Consider the following 15769-nt stretch of genomic DNA (forward strand, 5'->3'; position numbering starts at 1 on the left):
GGCTGTGCTTAAATCGCGCGGAACCCAGCCAAGGAAGCGTTCGCATGCCGGAAGCCGTCATCCTCGCCCCGCAATGGATCGCACCGGTCGCCCCGGACCCGCGCGTGCTGACCGGCCATGCGGTGCTCGTCGAGGACGGACGGATCGCCGAGCTCGCGCCTTTCGACGGGCTGCGCGAACGGCATCCCGACGTGCCGCTCACCCTCCTGCCCGGGCAACTGCTGGTCCCGGGCTTCGTGAACCTGCACACCCACGCGGCCATGTCGCTGTTGCGCGGCGTGGCCGACGACCTGCCGCTTCACGACTGGTTGCGCAAGCGGATCTGGCCGCTGGAAGGCAAGCTGGTGTCGCGGGCCTTCGTGCGCGACGGCGCCCTGCTCGCCGCCCACGAAATGCTGATGGGCGGCACGACCTGCTTCAACGACATGTACTTCTTCCCCGAGGAGGCGGTGGCGGCGGCGCGTCAGCTCGGGATGCGCAGCATGCAGGGCATCATCGTCATCGAGTTCCCGAGCGCCTACGCGTCGGATGCCGGCGACTATCTGAGGAAGGGGCTCGAGCTGCGCGACCGGCACAGGGACGACCCGATGGTCGGTTTCTGCCTGGCGCCGCACGCCCCCTACACGGTCAGCGACGAGACCCTGAAGCGGGTGGCCGTGCTGGCACGCGAGCTGGGCCTCCCCATCCACACCCATGTCCACGAAACTGCTGCCGAGATCGAGGAATCCCAGTCTCGGCACGGCAAGCGGCCACTGCAGCGGCTGGACGCCCTGGGCTTGCTGGGCCCGGAACTGATCGCGGTTCACGCGGTGCACCTCGACGACAACGACTTGCGGCTGCTCGCCACGGCCGGCGCCTCGGTCGCCCACTGCCCGCATTCGAACCTGAAGCTGGCCAGCGGCATTGCACCGGTGGCGCGCATGATCGAGTCGGGCATCCGGGTGGGCATAGGCACCGACGGCTCGGCCAGCAACAACCGGCTCGATCTGCTGCAGGAGGCGCGCACCGCTGCCCTGCTCGCCAAGGGAAGCTCGGGGCAGGCGGACGCCTGGCCCGCCGCGCGGGTGCTGAGGGCGCTCACCCTGGACGCCGCCGCGGCCCTCGGACTGGACGATCGGATCGGCTCGATCGAAGCCGGCAAACGCGCCGACCTGGTGGCGGTGGACCTCTCGGCCCCCGAGCTTTCGCCGGTTTTCGACCCGGTCTCGCAACTCGTTTACGCGGCCGGACGCGAGCATGTGCAGCATGTCTGGATCGACGGCCGGCATGTTGTCCGAAAGCGACAATTAACTGACGACGTTGCAAGCGAGGCTGTTTCCGAATTGGTTGGCCGAACGGCGCTATGGCACAATCGGACCGGTGAAATCCTGTCAGGCTGACTGACAGCCCGTGTTTGCAGCCCGTTTCCCGCGGGTTCGAATCGAGCGATCCAGCCTGTCGTGCCCAACCCCGCTGAATCGCTTTCTACCGAGAGGAGAAACATGAACAAACCGGTCAAAAAACTGGCGTATCTGGTTGCTGCGGCGATGCTGTCGGCTTCGACGCTCGCTGTCGCCCAGTCTGCCGATCCGAAGAAGAGCGGCTATGTCATCAGCCCGGACAGCAAGGTCGTGGTGAACCCGTTCGGCCAGTGCTGGCGCACCGGCTACTGGACCCCGGCCGACGCGATCAAGGGTTGCGACGACGATCTGCTGCCGAAGGCCGCCCCGGCGCCCGCCCCGGCCCCGGCTCCGGCTCCCGCCCCGGCTCCGAAGCCCGCTCCGAAGCCCGCGCCGGCCCCGACCAGCGAAAAAGTCACCTTCGCGGCTGACACCTTCTTCGACTTCGACAAGGCCGTCGTCAAGCCGGAAGGCAAGGCTCGACTGGACGATCTGGTCGGCAAGCTGCAGGGCGTGACCCTCGAGGTCATCATCGCCGTCGGCCACACCGACAGCATCGGCTCCGACGCCTACAACCAGAAGCTGTCGGTCCGTCGCGCCGAAGCCGTGAAGGCCTACCTGGTCAGCAAGGGCATCGAAGCCAACCGGATCTACACGGAAGGCAAGGGCGAGAAGCAGCCGGTCGCCGACAACAAGACCCGCGATGGCCGCGCGAAGAACCGTCGCGTGGAAGTCGAGGTGGTCGGCACCCGTCCGCGTCGCTGATACCGGCTCGGGATCGGCTTCGGCCGGTCCCTCCGGAGAGACCCCGCTTCGGCGGGGTTTTTTTTCGTCATCTAGAATCGGTTTCGTGACCGCAGACACCGCCCATTCCGATCAAGCCGCCCCGGCCAACGCCGACCCGGCCGAGCTCGCCAAGTTCTCGGCCCTGGCCTCGCGCTGGTGGGACCCGGAATCCGAGTTCAAGCCGCTGCACCAGATCAACCCGCTCAGGCTGGACTGGATCGATCGGCTGGCGCCCCTGAAGGGCCGGCGCGTCGTGGACATCGGCTGCGGCGGCGGCATCCTGGCCGAGTCGATGGCCGGGCGTGGCGCCGAAGTGCTCGGCATCGACCTGGCCGACCGGCCGCTGAAGGTCGCCGAGCTGCACGCCCTGGAAAGCGGCGCGCAGGTGAGCTACCGGCGCATTTCGGCCGAGGCGCTGGCCGCCGAGCAGCCGGGCAGCTTCGACACGGTCACTTGCATGGAGATGCTCGAGCACGTGCCGGACCCGGAATCCACCGTGCGCGCCTGCGCGCAGCTGGCGAAGCCGGGCGGCTGGCTCTTCTTCTCCACGATCAATCGCAACCCGAAGTCCTTCCTGTTCGCGATCGTGGGCGCCGAGTACGTGCTCCGGCTGCTGCCGCGCGGCACGCACGAATACGGGAAGTTCATCAAGCCCTCGGAGCTGGCGGCGGCCATCCGCCGCTGCGGGCTCGAGACGGTCGAGATGACCGGCTTGACCTACAACCCGATCACCCAGATCTACGCCCTGGACCCGAAGGACGTGTCGGTCAACTACGCGATCGCGGTTCGCAAGCCCGGATGACCGCGATGCTGCAGGCAATCTTCTTCGACCTCGACGGCACCCTGGCCGACACCGCGCGCGACCTGGTGGAGCCGATCCAGGCCATGCGCGCCGATCGCGGGCTCGGGCCCCTGCCCTTCGAGGCGCTGCGCCCCTTCGCGTCGATGGGCGCGCGCGGGCTGATCCTGCGCGGCTTCGGCGTGGAACGCGACGACGACGACTTCGCCGCCCTGCGCGACGAGTTCCTGGCCCGCTACGAGCAGGCGATGCTGGTCCACACCCGCCTGTTCGAGGGCATGGACACGGTGCTCGACGCCCTGGACGACGCAGGCATCCGCTGGGGAGTGATCAGCAACAAGGTCGAGCGCTACGTCAGGCCCATCGTCGAGGGTCTCGGCCTGGGCGCTCGGTCGGTCTGCGCGATCGGGGGCGACACCACGCCCTTCGCCAAGCCGCACCCCGAACCGCTGCTGCACGGCGCGCGGCTGGCCGCGGTGGATCCTGCCTGCAGCGTCTACGTGGGCGACGATCTTCGCGACATCGAGGCCGGACGGGCCGCGGCGATGCGCACCGTGGCCGCGGCCTACGGGTTCTGCGGCGTGTCGGCGGCGCCCGCCGAATGGGGCGCGGACCACCTGATCGAAACGCCGCTTCAGCTGCTCGCCGAACTGGGCATCGCGCGGGCCACGAGCGCCGCCGCGTCGATCTCCATGGGCAAGGTTCCGAAGGCCTGATCGCCGGCTGCGCGAGTCGGGTCCAGGCGCCCGGCGCAAAAGGCCGCCGCGACCCCGGCTGGCGCGTCGCCGATCATGACCGCGGCCTGCCAGGCCCGCGCGAGATCGCCGGCGAGTCGCCGCGCGCCGAACGGATCCAGGAGGGCCGCCGTCTCGCTGCGCTCCGCAGGGCCGGCGGGGCCCGCGCGCAGCGCTTCGAGCCGCTCGATCAGCGGCGACGCGAAGCGGTCGTAGGCCGGCAGCCTGCCTAGCGCCGCGGCCAGCTCGGCCGACAGCGCCTCGGCGCAGCCCGGCTCGCGCGCGAGCGCGCGCAGCAGGTCCAGGCACATCACGTTGCCCGATCCCTCCCAGATCGAATTGACCGGCAACTCCCGGTACAGGCGCGCGAGCGGCGCCTCTTCGACATAACCGTTGCCTCCGAGCACCTCCATCGCCTCGAAGGCCAGCGCGGGGCCGCGCCGGCAGATCCAGTACTTGGCCAGCGGCGTGCCGATCCGTAGCAGCGCGTCGGCCGCCGGGTTGCAGGCCCGTGCATCGAGCATCGCCGCCAGCCGCAGTGCCCAGCGCATCGCCGATTCGGACTCCAGCGCCAGGTCGGCCAGCACGTTGGCCATCAGCGGCTGGCGGGCCAGGGGCCGTCCGAAGGCCTCCCGCCGCGCCGCGTGATGCAGCGCCTCGGCGACCGCCCGCCGCATCATGCCGGCCGAGGCGATCGCGCAGTCGAGCCGGGTGAGCGAAGCCATCTCGAGGATGGTCGGGATGCCGCGCCCGATCTCGCCGACCAGGAAGGCGGCGGTGCCGTCGAACTCCACCTCCGACGAGGCGTTCGAGCGGTTGCCGAGCTTGTCCTTGAGCCGCTGGAAGTGAAGCGCGTTCAGGCGCCCGTCGGGCAGCCAGCGCGGCACCAGGAAGCAGGACAGCCCGCCGCCGTCCGCCTGTGCGAGCACCAGGAAACCGTCGCACATCGGCGCCGACATGAACCACTTGTGGCCGGTGAGCCGGAAGGGCTCGCCCCAGCGATCGCCGAACTCGGATGCCGGCGCGCGCTCGGCGCGCGTGGTGTTGCTGCGAACATCGGAACCGCCCTGCTTCTCGGTCATGCCCATGCCCAGCAGCGCCGAACCGCGATCGGCCAGCGGGCGAAAGCGAGGGTCGTAGTCGCGCGACAGCAGCTTGGGCAACCAGTCCTGCGCCAGCGCCGGCTGTCCGGCCATGAGGGGAATGGCGGCCCAGGTCATCGTCACCGGGCACTGCGTGCCGTTCTCGACCTGCGAGAACAACAGGTACTTCGCGGCGCGCATCAGGTGGCTGTCGACGGGCTTTCGCCCCGGGCCGACGAAGCCCGAGCCGTCGGCCGCGGTCCAGGTCGCCGCGTGAAGGCCCTCGGCCCTCAGCATGCCCATCAGCGCGTGCCAGGCCGGATGGAACTCCACCTCGTCGATGCGCCGGCCGAACCGATCGAAGCTGCGCAGCATCGGCGGGTAAGCGTTGGCCTGGCGACCGAGATCCAGCGTGTCGGCGGCGCCGAGGCGGCGGCCCAAAGCGGACAGCGCCGGGCAGGCCTGCGGGTCCACGCGACCCACGGCCTCGGCCAGCGCCCGGTCGGATCCGAAGAGATCCAGATCGGCCAAGGGATCGGGCTGGTTGAACACCTCGTGCGTGAGCATCGCGCTTCCTCCCGCGATCGGTTGTGCCATCATCCGTTGCGGCGCGCCGCCTCGCAGTCGCTCGCGGGCGCGGTCCGACAACGAATCAGGAGACCCTCATGATGCAGGCAAAATCCCCCAGCCGTCGCGCACTGAGCGTCGCGCTCGCCGGCGCCGCAGCCATCGCCGCCCTCGCCCCCTTGTCGGGCCCTGCACTCGCGCAGGACTACCCGTCGCGCGCGATCACGATGGTGGTGCCCTTCCCGCCGGGCGGCGTGGCCGACACGGTGGGTCGTCCGGTTGCCGATGCGCTGGGCCGCTACCTGGGGCAGTCGGTGGTCGTCGAGAACAAGTCCGGCGCCGGCGGCGGCATCGGCATGGCCCACGCAGCCAAATCTACGCCGGACGGCTACACGCTGCTGCTGGCCCTGTCGTCGATCACGATCATCCCCGAGGCCGACAAGATCCTGAATCGGTCGCCGATGTACCAGCTGAACCAGCTGGTGCCGATCGCCCGCTTCACCGCCGACCCCACGGTGCTGGCGGTGCGCGCGGACAGCCCGTGGAAGACCTACGCCGACTTCATCGCCCACGCCAGGGCCAAGCCCGGCGCGATCACCTTCGGCTCCTCGGGCAACTACGGCACGATGCATGTTCCGATGGAGATGCTCAAGCAGGCCACCGGCACATTCATGGTCCACGTGCCCTACACCGGCGCCGGCCCCGCGATCGTGGGCCTGCTCGGCGAGCAGGTCGACGCGCTGGCCACCGGCCCGGCCACCGTCGTCCAGCACGTGAAGGCCGGCAAGCTGCGCGTGCTGGCGCACTGGGGCACCGGCCGGCTCGCCGCCCTGCCGGACGTGCCCAGCCTGACCGAGCTGGGCGCCAAGGTGACCTTCTCGCAATGGGCCGGCCTGTTCGCGCCCGCGGGCACGCCGGAACCGGTGATCGCCAGGCTGCGCGATGCCGCCCGCAAGGCCGCCACCGACGAGAAGGTGATCCGCACGATCGGCACCGCCGGCACGCCGATCCAGTACCTGGACGCACCCGAATTCGCGAAGTTCGTGGCCGAGGATGCCAGGGTGATGGCGGGCGTCGTGCAGCGGATCGGCAAGCAGTGAGGGACCCGGGCGGCGCCATGCCGCTCCCGTTCCTTGCAGGGCTTCAGCGCGTGCCGGCGAGGGCCTCGGACTCGATCACCCGGGTGCCCGGCTCGGCTCGCAGCGCGGCGTCGAGCATGACCCTCGCCACCGCCGCGGCAGCCACCGGCCGGTAGCGAGGCGGAATCAGCGGCCTCAGCAGCCTCGCCGCGGCCAGCCCCAGGGCTTCGCCGAGGCGGAAGTCCGGCCTCGGCCCCGCATCGAGCAGCGATGGCCGCACGATGGTCAGCGAGTCGAAACCGATCGTCCGCACGTCGCGCTCGGCCTCGCCCTTCACCCGCAGGTAGAAACTGCGCGAATCCGGATCGGCGCCCAGGGACGAGTTCTGCACGAAGACCGGCGTGCCGGCCTGGCGCGCGAGCCCGGCGGCCTCGAGCACGTAGTCGTGGTCCACCCGCCGGAATGCCGCCTGCGAGCCGGCGAGCTTCATCGTGGTGCCCAGCGCGCAGAGTGCGGCATCGGCACGCCACCAGTCGGCATCGGGCGGCAGGCGCTCGAAGTCCACGACCGGATTCTGCAGCCGCCCCGCAGCGGGCACGGCCAGCGGCCGGCGCGTGGGCGCCACGACCCGGGACACCTGGGGGTGCGCCAGCGCGAGGCGAAGCACCTGCCCGCCGACCTGGCCGGTGGCGCCCAGCAGCAGGACGGTCGTCACCGGAGGGCCGGTTCCACCGGCAGCGGCATGAAGGGCGCCCCCAGGTGCCCGACCTTCACGTAGATCAGCGCCCCTTCCGGGCCCGCATGCGGCGCGTGGCTGCTCCAGCGTGGGCTGCGCAGCCAGGAACCGGCCGGATACGCCCCGTGCTCGTCCACGAACAGCCCTTGCAGCACCAGGATCTCCTCGCCCCCCGGATGCGCGTGGCGCTGGAATCGCGTGTCCGGCGCCCAGCGGACCAGCGCCGTGCTCACGCCGTCGTGTTCGTGCAGCGGCATCACCGACAGGCCCGGCACCAGCCCCGGATGCCAGGGGGCGCTGCGGGTGTCGACGCGCACCGGCACCAGGTCGTCGGCCGCGAACTGCCAGAGCTTCACGAAGATCGTGCAGCCCTCGCGAGAGAACGGCGCATGCGCCGTGCCCGGCGGATTGCGCAGGTAGGCCCCGGCCGGATGGTCGCCCGACTCGTCCGAGAACACCCCGTCGAGCACCAGGATCTCCTCCCCGCCGCCGTGCACGTGCCTCGAGAAGCTGCTGCCCGGCGCGTAGCGGACGATGCTGGTCGCGCGGGCGACCTCGCCGCCCACTCGGTCCAGCATCCGGCGCCCGACGCCCGGCAGCGGGGACGGCACCCACTCGGCCCGGTCCGGCGCCTGCACGACGCGAAGCGAGAAATCGGCATTGAAATCCAAGCGGAAACCCCCATGTCGGGAAAGTGCGCGGCCGAGCCGATGCACGCAATTGTCAGCAGACCGGCGACTCGAAACCGGACCTCGAGTCGCCATATGTGAGATGATGAACGAGTTGCTGTAGCAGCAACGCTGAACACCCGGGGCCGACCTGGTTTCGACGTGGGTAGCGAAGCGGCACAGGGCATGCCGAGGCGCCAAGTCCTCGTAAATCCTTTGGCAAATCTACAAACGCCAACGACGAGCGTTTCGCTCTCGCGGCTTAAACCCCGCGAGCGCCGCAACAGTCAGCCGACGGGCTGGGCCTGACCGGGCAACCGGAAGGGCTGCGGTGTAACTTCAGTCGGATAGCGCCCGGGCCGGGTCACTTGGTCCAGGCGCGAAACTCAAGGTGACTGGGTGTGCGGCGGCCTGTCGTTCGGCTAATCGCCCACCGAGATCCAAATAGAGCGACTACGCATGTAGAACTGGTCGTAGAGGACTTGCGGACGCGGGTTCGATTCCCGCCGGCTCCACCATTGAAAGCAAAACGGGCTGCCCCGAAAGGGGCGGCCCGTTTTGCTTTCACACGACGGGACTCTCGCGGGAACCGAATCCGCGTCCGGCACCGACGGTGAGCGCGGGGTTTCGCGGCGCATGCGCCGCGCCGCGCGAACGACGAGCGCGTACTCGCGCGAGGCTCCTGGGGGCGAGCCAGGCACGCGAGAAGCCGTCCGACCACGCGCTGCCCCTGCGTCCGTATCGGTGTAAGTCCCTGTGATACGTTCCCCACCAAGGACATGCCTTCAATCACCCCGATCACCACGCTCCGGGCCCCGTTCGAAGAGGCAACGAAGCGGGCGCCGCGCCTTCCATGACCGACCCCGACGGCCCGATGCGCCCGGTCGCCTCTCACGCACTGAAGCCATCCCGCTCGGTCAGCCCGACGGCCCGCCCTCGCCTGCCGGCCAGCCGCATCGTGGGTCTGGCAATGCTGCTCGCAGCCGGCATCCCCTGCGGAATCGCTCGCGCCGCGAGCCCCGGCACCGCCGCAGAGCCGGTGGCCTGGGTCGGCCGATTCGCCCAGGATCACGATGCCTGGCGCGAAGTCCGCCTCGAGCCCGACCTGACCCCCAACGAATTCCAGTACCGCGAGTGGGACGGCGTCCAGGCCCTGGAGGTGAGATCGGCCTCCAGCATGTCCCTGATGGCCCGCCCCCTGGATGTGGACCTCAAGGCCACGCCCGTACTGTGCTGGCGCTGGCGCGTGGCTGCCTCGATCGCCGAGGCGGACATGCGCCAGCGACAAGGCGACGACTATGCGGCCCGCGTGTACGTGAGCTTCGAGCTGCCCGACGCCACGATGAGCTTCGGACTGAAGGCCAGGCTGGCCCTGGCCCGCGCTGTCTGGGGGCCGGACCTGCCCGATGCCGCCGTCAACTACGTCTGGGACAACCGCAACCCGCCGGGCACCGAGCAGGCCAATGCCTATACCGACCGGGCGATGATGGTGGTCCTGCGCACCGGCGATGCAGAGGCCGGCCAATGGGTGTGGGAGCGCCGCAACGTGAACACCGACGTCTCCCGCCTGTTCGTACCGGGCGCGCGCGCCGTGCAGTTGGCGGTGACCGCGGACACGGACAACACCGGCACGTCCGCCCATGCCGGATTCGCCGACTTCCATTTCGTTCAGGAGGGGAGCCCGTGTCGGGCGCCTTCCTGACAGACCGCTCGCGGACAACCAACGGAATCGATGAGACCGACACTCCCCCTGCTGGTTCACACGCAGTTCCCGTCGCTGCGCCGCAAGCCCATCGACACCCTGCAGGTGAACCTGGGCTACCGGTGCAACCAGACCTGCGTGCATTGCCACGTCAACGCCGGACCGCACCGCACCGAGGCGATGGACGAGCCGACGACACGCCTCGTGCTGCAGGTGCTCGAGGCCAGGCGCATGGGAACGCTTGACCTCACCGGTGGCGCGCCCGAGCTCAACCGGCACTTCCGGGGCCTGGTTCGCGGCGCGCGCGCGCTGGGCGTGCGCGTCATCGACCGCTGCAACCTCACCATCCTGAGCGAGCCCGGGCAGGACGACCTGGCCGCCTTCCTCGCCGGGCAAGGCGTCGAGGTCACCGCCTCGTTGCCGTGCTATTCGGCGGCCAACGTGGACCGGCAGCGCGGCGATGGGGTGTTCGAGCGCAGCATCGCCGGCCTGCAGTCGCTCAATGCCCTCGGATATGGACAGCCGGGGTCCGGCCTCGTGCTGAACCTGGTCTACAACCCGCAGGGCCCGGTGCTGCCCCCGCCGCAGGGGCCGCTGGAGGAAGACTACAAGCGTGAGCTGTTCGAGCACTTCGGCATCCGGTTCAACCGGTTGTTCGCGCTGACCAACATGCCGGTGCAGCGCTTCGGGAGCACGCTGCTGAGCCAGGGCAGCTTCGAGACCTACATGCAGTTGCTCAAGTCCTCGTACCGGGCCGAGAACCTCGACACGGTCATGTGCCGCAACCTCGTCAGCGTGGACTGGCAGGGCTACCTGCACGATTGCGATTTCAACCAGATGCTGGGCCTGCCCGCCTCGCTCGCCGGCAAGGCGAGGCCCCACCTGCGCGACTTGCTCGAGACCGACGGCGACGGCGCGCCGATCCGCGTGGCGGACCACTGCTACGGCTGCACGGCCGGGCAAGGCAGCAGTTGCGGCGGCGCCCTGGAGGGCGCGGGGACCGCGCGGTGACGCGACCCGCACTGTCGATCGTCGTGCCGGTGCTCGACGAGGCCGGGCAGATCGAGGCCACGCTGGCTGCCCTGGCCCCCTTGCGTCACCGAGGCGTCGAGCTCATCGTGGTCGACGGCGGCAGCCAGGACGGCACCGTGGCCCTCGCGCGCGCCGAGGCCGATGCGGTCCTCGACGCCCCGCGGGGCCGCGCGCGGCAGATGAACGCCGGCGCCGCCGCGGCCCGGGGCGAGGTGCTGCTTTTCCTGCACGCCGACACGATCCTGCCTGCGGAGGCGGACCGGCACGTCCTTCGGGCCGTGGCCGGCGGGCGCGACTGGGGGCGCTTCGACGTTCGCATCGCGGGCCGGCACCCGATGCTGCGGGTGGTGGCCCGGCTCATGAACTTGCGCTCCCGCCTGACGGGCATCGCCACCGGCGACCAGGGCATGTTCGTGCGGCGCGAATTGTTCCAGCGGATCGGCGGTTTCCCGGACCAGCCCCTGATGGAGGACATCGAGCTGTCGCGACGCTTGCGCCGGGTCTGCGCCCCGGCCTGCCTGCCGGCGCGCGCGATCACCTCGGGCCGGCGCTGGGAGTCACGGGGCGTGTGGCGCACGATCTTCCTGATGTGGCGCCTGCGCTGGCGCTACTGGCGCGGCGAGTCCGCCCACCGGCTGGCGGCGGCCTACCGGTGAGCACCGCGCTGATCGTCTTCGCCAAGGCGCCGGTGGCGGGCCAGGCCAAGACCCGATTGATCCCGGCCCTGGGGGCCGAAGGCGCTGCCTGGCTGGCGCGGCGACTGCTGGACCACGCCTTGCGCGAGGCCGGCGGCTTGTCCGCGGATCACTGGGAACTCTGCGTGTCCCCCGACACCCGGCACCCCGCCTTCGCGCAGGCCGTTTCGGACACCGGAGGCCGCCTGCGCCTGACGCTCCAGGGTGACGGCGACCTGGGCGAACGGATGCACCGGGCGCTCACGCGGGCCCTGGCCACTCACCGCAAGGCCTTGCTGATCGGCACCGACGCGCCGGCCATCACTTCGGCCACGCTGCAGGATGCCGAGCAGGCCCTGGCGCGCCACGAAGCGGTGTTCGTGCCGGCGCTGGACGGCGGCTACGCGCTGGTGGGACTCACCCGACCCCTGCCGGCGTTGTTCCACGGCATGCCCTGGAGCACGCCGCGCGTGATGGCCGAGACCCGGGCGCGGGCCCGCCAGGCGGGCGTCGAGTGGGTCGAACTGGAGCCCGTGGCCGACATCGACGAACCGCCGGACCTGGTTCACCTGCCGGCGGCCTGGCGATGAGCGCAGGCGCGAGTCAGATGAGCGCGGGCGCGAATCCGATCAGCAGGCGTCTGCTGCTGGTCGGCGCGGGTCACGCTCATGCCCAGGTACTGAAAGGATGGGCCGAATCACCGTTGCCCGGCGTCGAGCTGGTGGTCGTCTCCCCGCATGCGCTGGCGCCGTACTCCGGCATGGTGCCGGGCTGGCTGGCGGGCACCTACGACTTCGACGACATCGTCATCGATTTCTCCTCGCTGTGCGAGCGGGCGGGCGCCCGCTGGGTGCCGGCCGAACTGCTTCGTCTCGACCCTCGACACCGGCATCTCGAGCTGAGCAACGGGGAGCGGCTCCGGTACGACCTCCTGTCGCTCAACGTGGGCTCGACGCTGACGCCGCCCGCCGGTGACTTCAGCGCCCGGGTCCTGCCCATGCGCCCGCTGGCCGAGCTTCGGGAACGCTACGGGCTGCTGCTCGCGCAGTGGCGCGACGACGATCGCGATCAGCCCTTCCGGATCACTGCGGTGGGTGGCGGCGCCGCCGGCTTCGAGTCGCTGCTCGCGGTGCTGCGGCGCCTGCGCGACCTGCGGCCCGGGCGGCGTGTGGAGGGAACCCTGCTGACCCGCAGCCCCGATGTCCTGCCCGGTCATCCCGCCGCCGCTCAGCGGGCGGCGATGCGCGCGCTGAGCGAGGCGAACGTGAGCCTGCAAGCGGGCTCCGACTGGTCCGGCGAGGCCGGGCAAGGTGCCGACCTGGTGTTGTGGGCCACGGGCGCGCAAGCCCATGCGTGGCAGCGCGACCCGCAATGCCGCGGCGAGCTCGCGGTGAGCCCCGAGGGCTTCGTGCAAGTGGACGAGACCCTGCGTTCGGTGTCTCACCCCGATGTCCTTGCCGCGGGCGATTGCGCACAGTGGCTTCGCCCCTTGCCCAAGGCGGGGGTCTTCGCGGTGCGCATGGGGCCCGTGCTGCTCCACAACCTGCAGGCGTCGCTCGCGGGTCGACCCTTGCGACCGTACCGGCCGCAGACCGCTTTCCTGTCGCTGCTGGCGACCGCCGATGGCCGTGCGATCGCCTCGCGGGGCGCCTGGAGCCTGTCGGGCCGGTGGGCCTGGCGCCTGAAGGACCGGATCGATCGTGGCTTCATCCGGCGATTTTCGTCCCAGGCCGGGTCCTGAGCTTCCGCCGAGCCGCGCCCCGGCAAGTCCGATTCCCGACCGGACAGGCGCTGCGCCGGCGACCGTCAGACCTTCACCGCCTTCCACCGCCCCCTGGAGAAGAGCCACAAGGTGAACAGGCCCGCTGTCGTTTCCGAGACGAACACGCCCCAGAACACGCCGCTGTGCGCCAGTTCGAGCGGCACGGCCAGCGCCCACGCAAGCGGAATCTGGATCAGCCAGAAGAACACGAGGTTGATCCACGTCGGCGTCATCGTGTCGCCCGCGCCGTTGAAGGCCTGCACGGCGACCATCCACCACCCGTAGACGAAGTAGGAGTACGCGAGGATCGAGAGCCACTCGCCGCCGACGCGGATGACAGCGGCGTCGTCGGTGAACAGGCCGACGATGCCGTCGTGCCAGAAGAGAAACGCCACCGACACCGCCAGCGTGAACGCCATGGTCATCCAGCCGATGCGCCACACCGCGGCCTCGGCCCGCGTCGGCTCGCCCGCGCCGAGGTTCTGACCGACCAGGGTCGCGGCGGCATTGGACATGCCCCAGGCCGGCATGAGGGTGAACATCATCACGCGCATGGCGATCGTTGCGCCCGCCACCGCCTCGGTCGAGACGCTGGCCAGGATGCGCATGAGGAAGATCCACGCGGTCATCGAGACGATCATCTGGCCGATGCCGCCGAGCGAGGTGCGCGCGATCTGCAACAGCGTGCCGATCTCCAGTCGCAAGTGTCGCCGCGCCACGCGCAGATGCTCGCTGCCACGCGACAGGATCCACAGCTGCATCAGCACGCCCGCGCCGCGACCGAGATTGGTGGCGATCGCCGCGCCCTCGATGCCCATGGCCGGAATCGGGCCCATGCCGAAGATCAGCACGGGGTCGAGCACGATGTTCAGCGCGTTGGCCACCCACAGGACGCGCATGGCTGCCGCCGCATCCCCCGCGCCGCGAAAGATCGCATTCACGACGAAGAGCAGCATGATCACGGCGTTGCCGCCGAGCATCCATTGGGTGTAGCGATGGCCATGCTCGACGGCCCAGGCGTCCGCTCCCATCAGGCGCAGCAGGTCCTGCGCCCAGACGATGCCGACGAGCGCGAACGGCAGAGATATCCCCACCGCCAGCAGGATCGCCTGCACCGCCGACAGCGCTGCCTCTTCGCCGCGCGCTTCGCCGATGCGCCGCGCCACGACGGCGGTGACCGCCATCGCCAGACCCATGGCGATCGAGTAGAGCAGGAAGAGATAGGTCTCGGTCAGCCCCACCGTCGCCACCGCCGACGCGCCGAGCCGGGCGACGAAGAAGATGTCGACCACCGCGAAGGTGGATTCGAGCACCAGCTCGAGCATCATCGGCACGGCGAGCAGGAACACCGCGCGCTCGAGCGGAATGCGGGTGTAGTCGGCGTTACTGCCGCGCAGGGCGGCGCGCAGATCGGCCCAGACCGATGGCTGCGTCGCCGCGGCCGAACTGTCAGCCATGCCGGGCGGCCTCGATGGCCGCGACGTCGATCTTCTTCATCGTCATCATGGCTTCGAAGGCCCGTCTTGCTTCCTCGCCCCCTGCCGCCATCGCATCGGTCAGCACCCGCGGGGTGATCTGCCAGGAAACACCCCACCGGTCCTTGCACCAACCGCAGGCGCTCTCCGCGCCGCCGTTGCCCACGATGGCATTCCAGTAGCGGTCGGTTTCTTCCTGGTCGTCGGTGGCGATCTGGAACGAAAACGCCTCGGTCTGCCGGAAGGCCGGTCCGCCGTTGAGGCCGAGGCAGGGGATGCCCGCGACCGTGAACTCGACGGTCAGCACGTCGCCAGCCTTGCCGGACGGGTAGTCGGCGGGCGCCCGACGGACGGCAGTCACCCGGCTGTCGGGGAATGTCGCGGCATAGAAACGAGCGGCATCCTCGGCGTCCTTGTCGAACCAGAGGCAGATCGTGTTCTTGTGCATGGTCGCTCCCTTCGCAGCGGAGAATGGAAGGCCCTGTCAATCCAGGTTCATGCCTGGATATCGGAATGTGCGTTGCATGAGTTGATATCAACTTAAAGGCTGAATGCTATCGCCAGCGCACTCGTGCGACAAGATCTTCCGATCTTGCAGGTCCTGCGCGATAGTGGGCGATCTCCCAGCCACTCCGAGCCCGTCGACCGCCATGTACCTCCCCGCCCACTTCGCCGAAACCCGGCCCGAGGAATTGCAGCGCATCATCTGCGAGCACCCGCTGGGCATGCTGGTCACCCACGGAAGTCACGGCCTCGACGCCGATCACATCCCGTTCGAGTACGACCCCGGCGAAGACGGGCTCGGCATGCTGTCCGCCCACGTGGCCCGCGCCAACCCGGTGTGGCAGCGCTGCCCCAGCGGCACGCCGGTGATGGTCGTGTTCCGCGGCGCGCAGTCCTACGTGTCGCCCAACTGGTACCCGAGCAAGCACGAGGCCCATCGCCAGGTGCCGACCTGGAACTACGAGGTGGTGCACGCGCACGGCACGCTTACCGTTCACGACGACGAGCGCTTCGTGCGGCGCATCGTCGCGCGCCTGACCCGCCGCCACGAGGCCGCCGAGCCGAAGCCGTGGAAGATGGGCGACTCCGCGCCCGAGTTCATCGATGGCATGCTGCGCAACATCGTGGGCATCGAGATCGCCGTCACCTCGCTGGTGGGCAAGCGAAAGCTCAGCCAGAACAAGGAAGCCCGCGATCGGCTCGGCGCCGCCGACACGCTGGCCGCGCGCGGCTTCGACGAACTCGCGCAGTCGATGCGCGCGGCCGGCTGAACTTCGGTCCCTCGGCCTGC

16 protein-coding genes and 1 other RNA gene are annotated in these 15769 nt (G+C 70.1%); 12 read left to right on the forward strand and 5 right to left on the reverse strand.

Annotated elements, in window-relative coordinates; genetic code table 11:
- Window positions 1-44 precede the first annotated feature (44 nt).
- From FHP08_RS00935 to FHP08_RS00950, 4 genes are all read left to right on the forward strand, one after another.
- Window positions 45-1379, forward strand: coding sequence for a TRZ/ATZ family hydrolase (locus FHP08_RS00935; protein ID WP_147702429.1), 1335 nt, complete (start codon window positions 45-47; stop codon window positions 1377-1379).
- A 102-nt stretch (window positions 1380-1481) separates the two neighbouring features.
- A complete protein-coding gene (ompA, locus tag FHP08_RS00940) occupies window positions 1482-2144 on the forward strand; it encodes an outer membrane protein OmpA (RefSeq protein WP_147702430.1) in 663 nt (220 codons plus the stop codon).
- An 85-nt stretch (window positions 2145-2229) separates the two neighbouring features.
- Window positions 2230-2967 (forward strand): bifunctional 2-polyprenyl-6-hydroxyphenol methylase/3-demethylubiquinol 3-O-methyltransferase UbiG, encoded by a 738-nt coding sequence (gene ubiG / locus FHP08_RS00945; protein ID WP_225878984.1) that lies wholly within the window; start codon window positions 2230-2232, stop codon window positions 2965-2967.
- A complete protein-coding gene (locus tag FHP08_RS00950) occupies window positions 2964-3680 on the forward strand; it encodes an HAD-IA family hydrolase (RefSeq protein WP_147702432.1) in 717 nt (238 codons plus the stop codon). The genes ubiG and FHP08_RS00950 overlap by 4 nt, the downstream gene beginning before the upstream one ends.
- Here FHP08_RS00950 and FHP08_RS00955 read toward each other — a convergent pair.
- Window positions 3599-5377 (reverse strand): acyl-CoA dehydrogenase family protein, encoded by a 1779-nt coding sequence (locus FHP08_RS00955; RefSeq protein WP_225878985.1) that lies wholly within the window; start codon window positions 5375-5377, stop codon window positions 3599-3601. The two genes, FHP08_RS00950 and FHP08_RS00955, sit on opposite strands and share 82 nt — an antisense overlap.
- A gap of 71 nt (window positions 5378-5448) precedes the next feature.
- On the opposite strand from FHP08_RS00955, the gene FHP08_RS00960 reads away from it, so the two are divergent.
- Window positions 5449-6447, forward strand: a complete 999-nt coding sequence (locus FHP08_RS00960; RefSeq protein WP_147702433.1) for a Bug family tripartite tricarboxylate transporter substrate binding protein — start codon at window positions 5449-5451, stop codon at window positions 6445-6447.
- A gap of 43 nt (window positions 6448-6490) precedes the next feature.
- Here the strand turns inward: FHP08_RS00960 and FHP08_RS00965 are convergent, their stop codons facing one another.
- Together FHP08_RS00965 and FHP08_RS00970 are read right to left on the reverse strand one after the other, a co-directional pair.
- Window positions 6491-7141: an NAD(P)H-binding protein gene (locus FHP08_RS00965; RefSeq protein ID WP_147702434.1), complete on the reverse strand. Its 651-nt coding sequence runs from the start codon at window positions 7139-7141 to the stop codon at window positions 6491-6493.
- The gene (locus FHP08_RS00970; protein WP_222707789.1) at window positions 7138-7833 is read right to left on the reverse strand and encodes a cupin domain-containing protein; all 696 of its coding nucleotides are present in this window, start codon (window positions 7831-7833) and stop codon (window positions 7138-7140) included. The genes FHP08_RS00965 and FHP08_RS00970 overlap by 4 nt, the downstream gene beginning before the upstream one ends.
- Before the next feature lie 139 nt (window positions 7834-7972).
- Here FHP08_RS00970 and ssrA point away from each other — a divergent pair.
- The 6 genes from ssrA to FHP08_RS01000 all read left to right on the forward strand — a co-directional run bounded on the left by ssrA (window position 7973) and on the right by FHP08_RS01000 (window position 12979).
- Window positions 7973-8348, forward strand: a transfer-messenger RNA (tmRNA) gene (gene ssrA, locus FHP08_RS00975).
- Between the two features lie 335 nt (window positions 8349-8683).
- Entirely contained in the window at window positions 8684-9532 is an 849-nt protein-coding gene (locus tag FHP08_RS00980) for a DUF3047 domain-containing protein (RefSeq protein ID WP_225878986.1), read from the forward strand.
- A gap of 30 nt (window positions 9533-9562) precedes the next feature.
- Window positions 9563-10543: an arsenosugar biosynthesis radical SAM (seleno)protein ArsS gene (gene arsS / locus FHP08_RS00985; RefSeq protein WP_147702436.1), complete on the forward strand. Its 981-nt coding sequence runs from the start codon at window positions 9563-9565 to the stop codon at window positions 10541-10543.
- Window positions 10540-11220 (forward strand): TIGR04283 family arsenosugar biosynthesis glycosyltransferase, encoded by a 681-nt coding sequence (locus tag FHP08_RS00990; protein ID WP_147702437.1) that lies wholly within the window; start codon window positions 10540-10542, stop codon window positions 11218-11220. Before arsS ends, FHP08_RS00990 begins: the two co-directional genes overlap by 4 nt.
- Window positions 11217-11828, forward strand: a complete 612-nt coding sequence (locus FHP08_RS00995) for a TIGR04282 family arsenosugar biosynthesis glycosyltransferase (protein WP_147702438.1) — start codon at window positions 11217-11219, stop codon at window positions 11826-11828. Before FHP08_RS00990 ends, FHP08_RS00995 begins: the two co-directional genes overlap by 4 nt.
- A 17-nt stretch (window positions 11829-11845) precedes the next feature.
- Complete coding sequence (locus FHP08_RS01000) at window positions 11846-12979, forward strand: FAD-dependent oxidoreductase (protein ID WP_187272114.1); 1134 nt, start codon at window positions 11846-11848, stop codon at window positions 12977-12979.
- Between the two features lie 65 nt (window positions 12980-13044).
- Here the strand turns inward: FHP08_RS01000 and FHP08_RS01005 are convergent, their stop codons facing one another.
- Both FHP08_RS01005 and FHP08_RS01010 read right to left on the reverse strand, forming a co-directional pair.
- Complete coding sequence (locus tag FHP08_RS01005; RefSeq protein ID WP_147702440.1) at window positions 13045-14457, reverse strand: MATE family efflux transporter; 1413 nt, start codon at window positions 14455-14457, stop codon at window positions 13045-13047.
- Entirely contained in the window at window positions 14450-14923 is a 474-nt protein-coding gene (locus FHP08_RS01010; RefSeq protein ID WP_147702441.1) for a VOC family protein, read from the reverse strand. The genes FHP08_RS01005 and FHP08_RS01010 overlap by 8 nt, the downstream gene beginning before the upstream one ends.
- Window positions 14924-15125: 202 nt before the next feature.
- On the opposite strand from FHP08_RS01010, the gene FHP08_RS01015 reads away from it, so the two are divergent.
- On the forward strand, window positions 15126-15749 hold the full coding sequence (locus FHP08_RS01015; RefSeq protein ID WP_147702442.1) for an FMN-binding negative transcriptional regulator: 624 nt from the start codon (window positions 15126-15128) through the stop codon (window positions 15747-15749).
- Window positions 15750-15769: the final 20 nt, after the last annotated feature.

Source organism: Zeimonas arvi (assembly GCF_008039575.1).
Taxonomy (GTDB): Bacteria; Pseudomonadota; Gammaproteobacteria; order Burkholderiales; family Burkholderiaceae_E; genus Zeimonas; species Zeimonas arvi.

Coding starts and splice junctions, on each gene's coding strand:
- FHP08_RS00935 (WP_147702429.1), top strand. CDS start 45: ATGCCGGAAGCCGTCATCCTCGCCCCGCAATGGATCGCACCGGTCGCC.
- ompA (WP_147702430.1), top strand. CDS start 1,482: ATGAACAAACCGGTCAAAAAACTGGCGTATCTGGTTGCTGCGGCGATG.
- FHP08_RS00950 (WP_147702432.1), top strand. CDS start 2,964: ATGACCGCGATGCTGCAGGCAATCTTCTTCGACCTCGACGGCACCCTG.
- FHP08_RS00955 (WP_225878985.1), bottom strand. CDS start 5,377: ATGGCACAACCGATCGCGGGAGGAAGCGCGATGCTCACGCACGAGGTG.
- FHP08_RS00960 (WP_147702433.1), top strand. CDS start 5,449: ATGCAGGCAAAATCCCCCAGCCGTCGCGCACTGAGCGTCGCGCTCGCC.
- FHP08_RS00980 (WP_225878986.1), top strand. CDS start 8,684: ATGACCGACCCCGACGGCCCGATGCGCCCGGTCGCCTCTCACGCACTG.
- arsS (WP_147702436.1), top strand. CDS start 9,563: ATGAGACCGACACTCCCCCTGCTGGTTCACACGCAGTTCCCGTCGCTG.
- FHP08_RS01000 (WP_187272114.1), top strand. CDS start 11,846: ATGAGCGCGGGCGCGAATCCGATCAGCAGGCGTCTGCTGCTGGTCGGC.
- FHP08_RS01005 (WP_147702440.1), bottom strand. CDS start 14,457: ATGGCTGACAGTTCGGCCGCGGCGACGCAGCCATCGGTCTGGGCCGAT.
- FHP08_RS01010 (WP_147702441.1), bottom strand. CDS start 14,923: ATGCACAAGAACACGATCTGCCTCTGGTTCGACAAGGACGCCGAGGAT.
- FHP08_RS01015 (WP_147702442.1), top strand. CDS start 15,126: ATGTACCTCCCCGCCCACTTCGCCGAAACCCGGCCCGAGGAATTGCAG.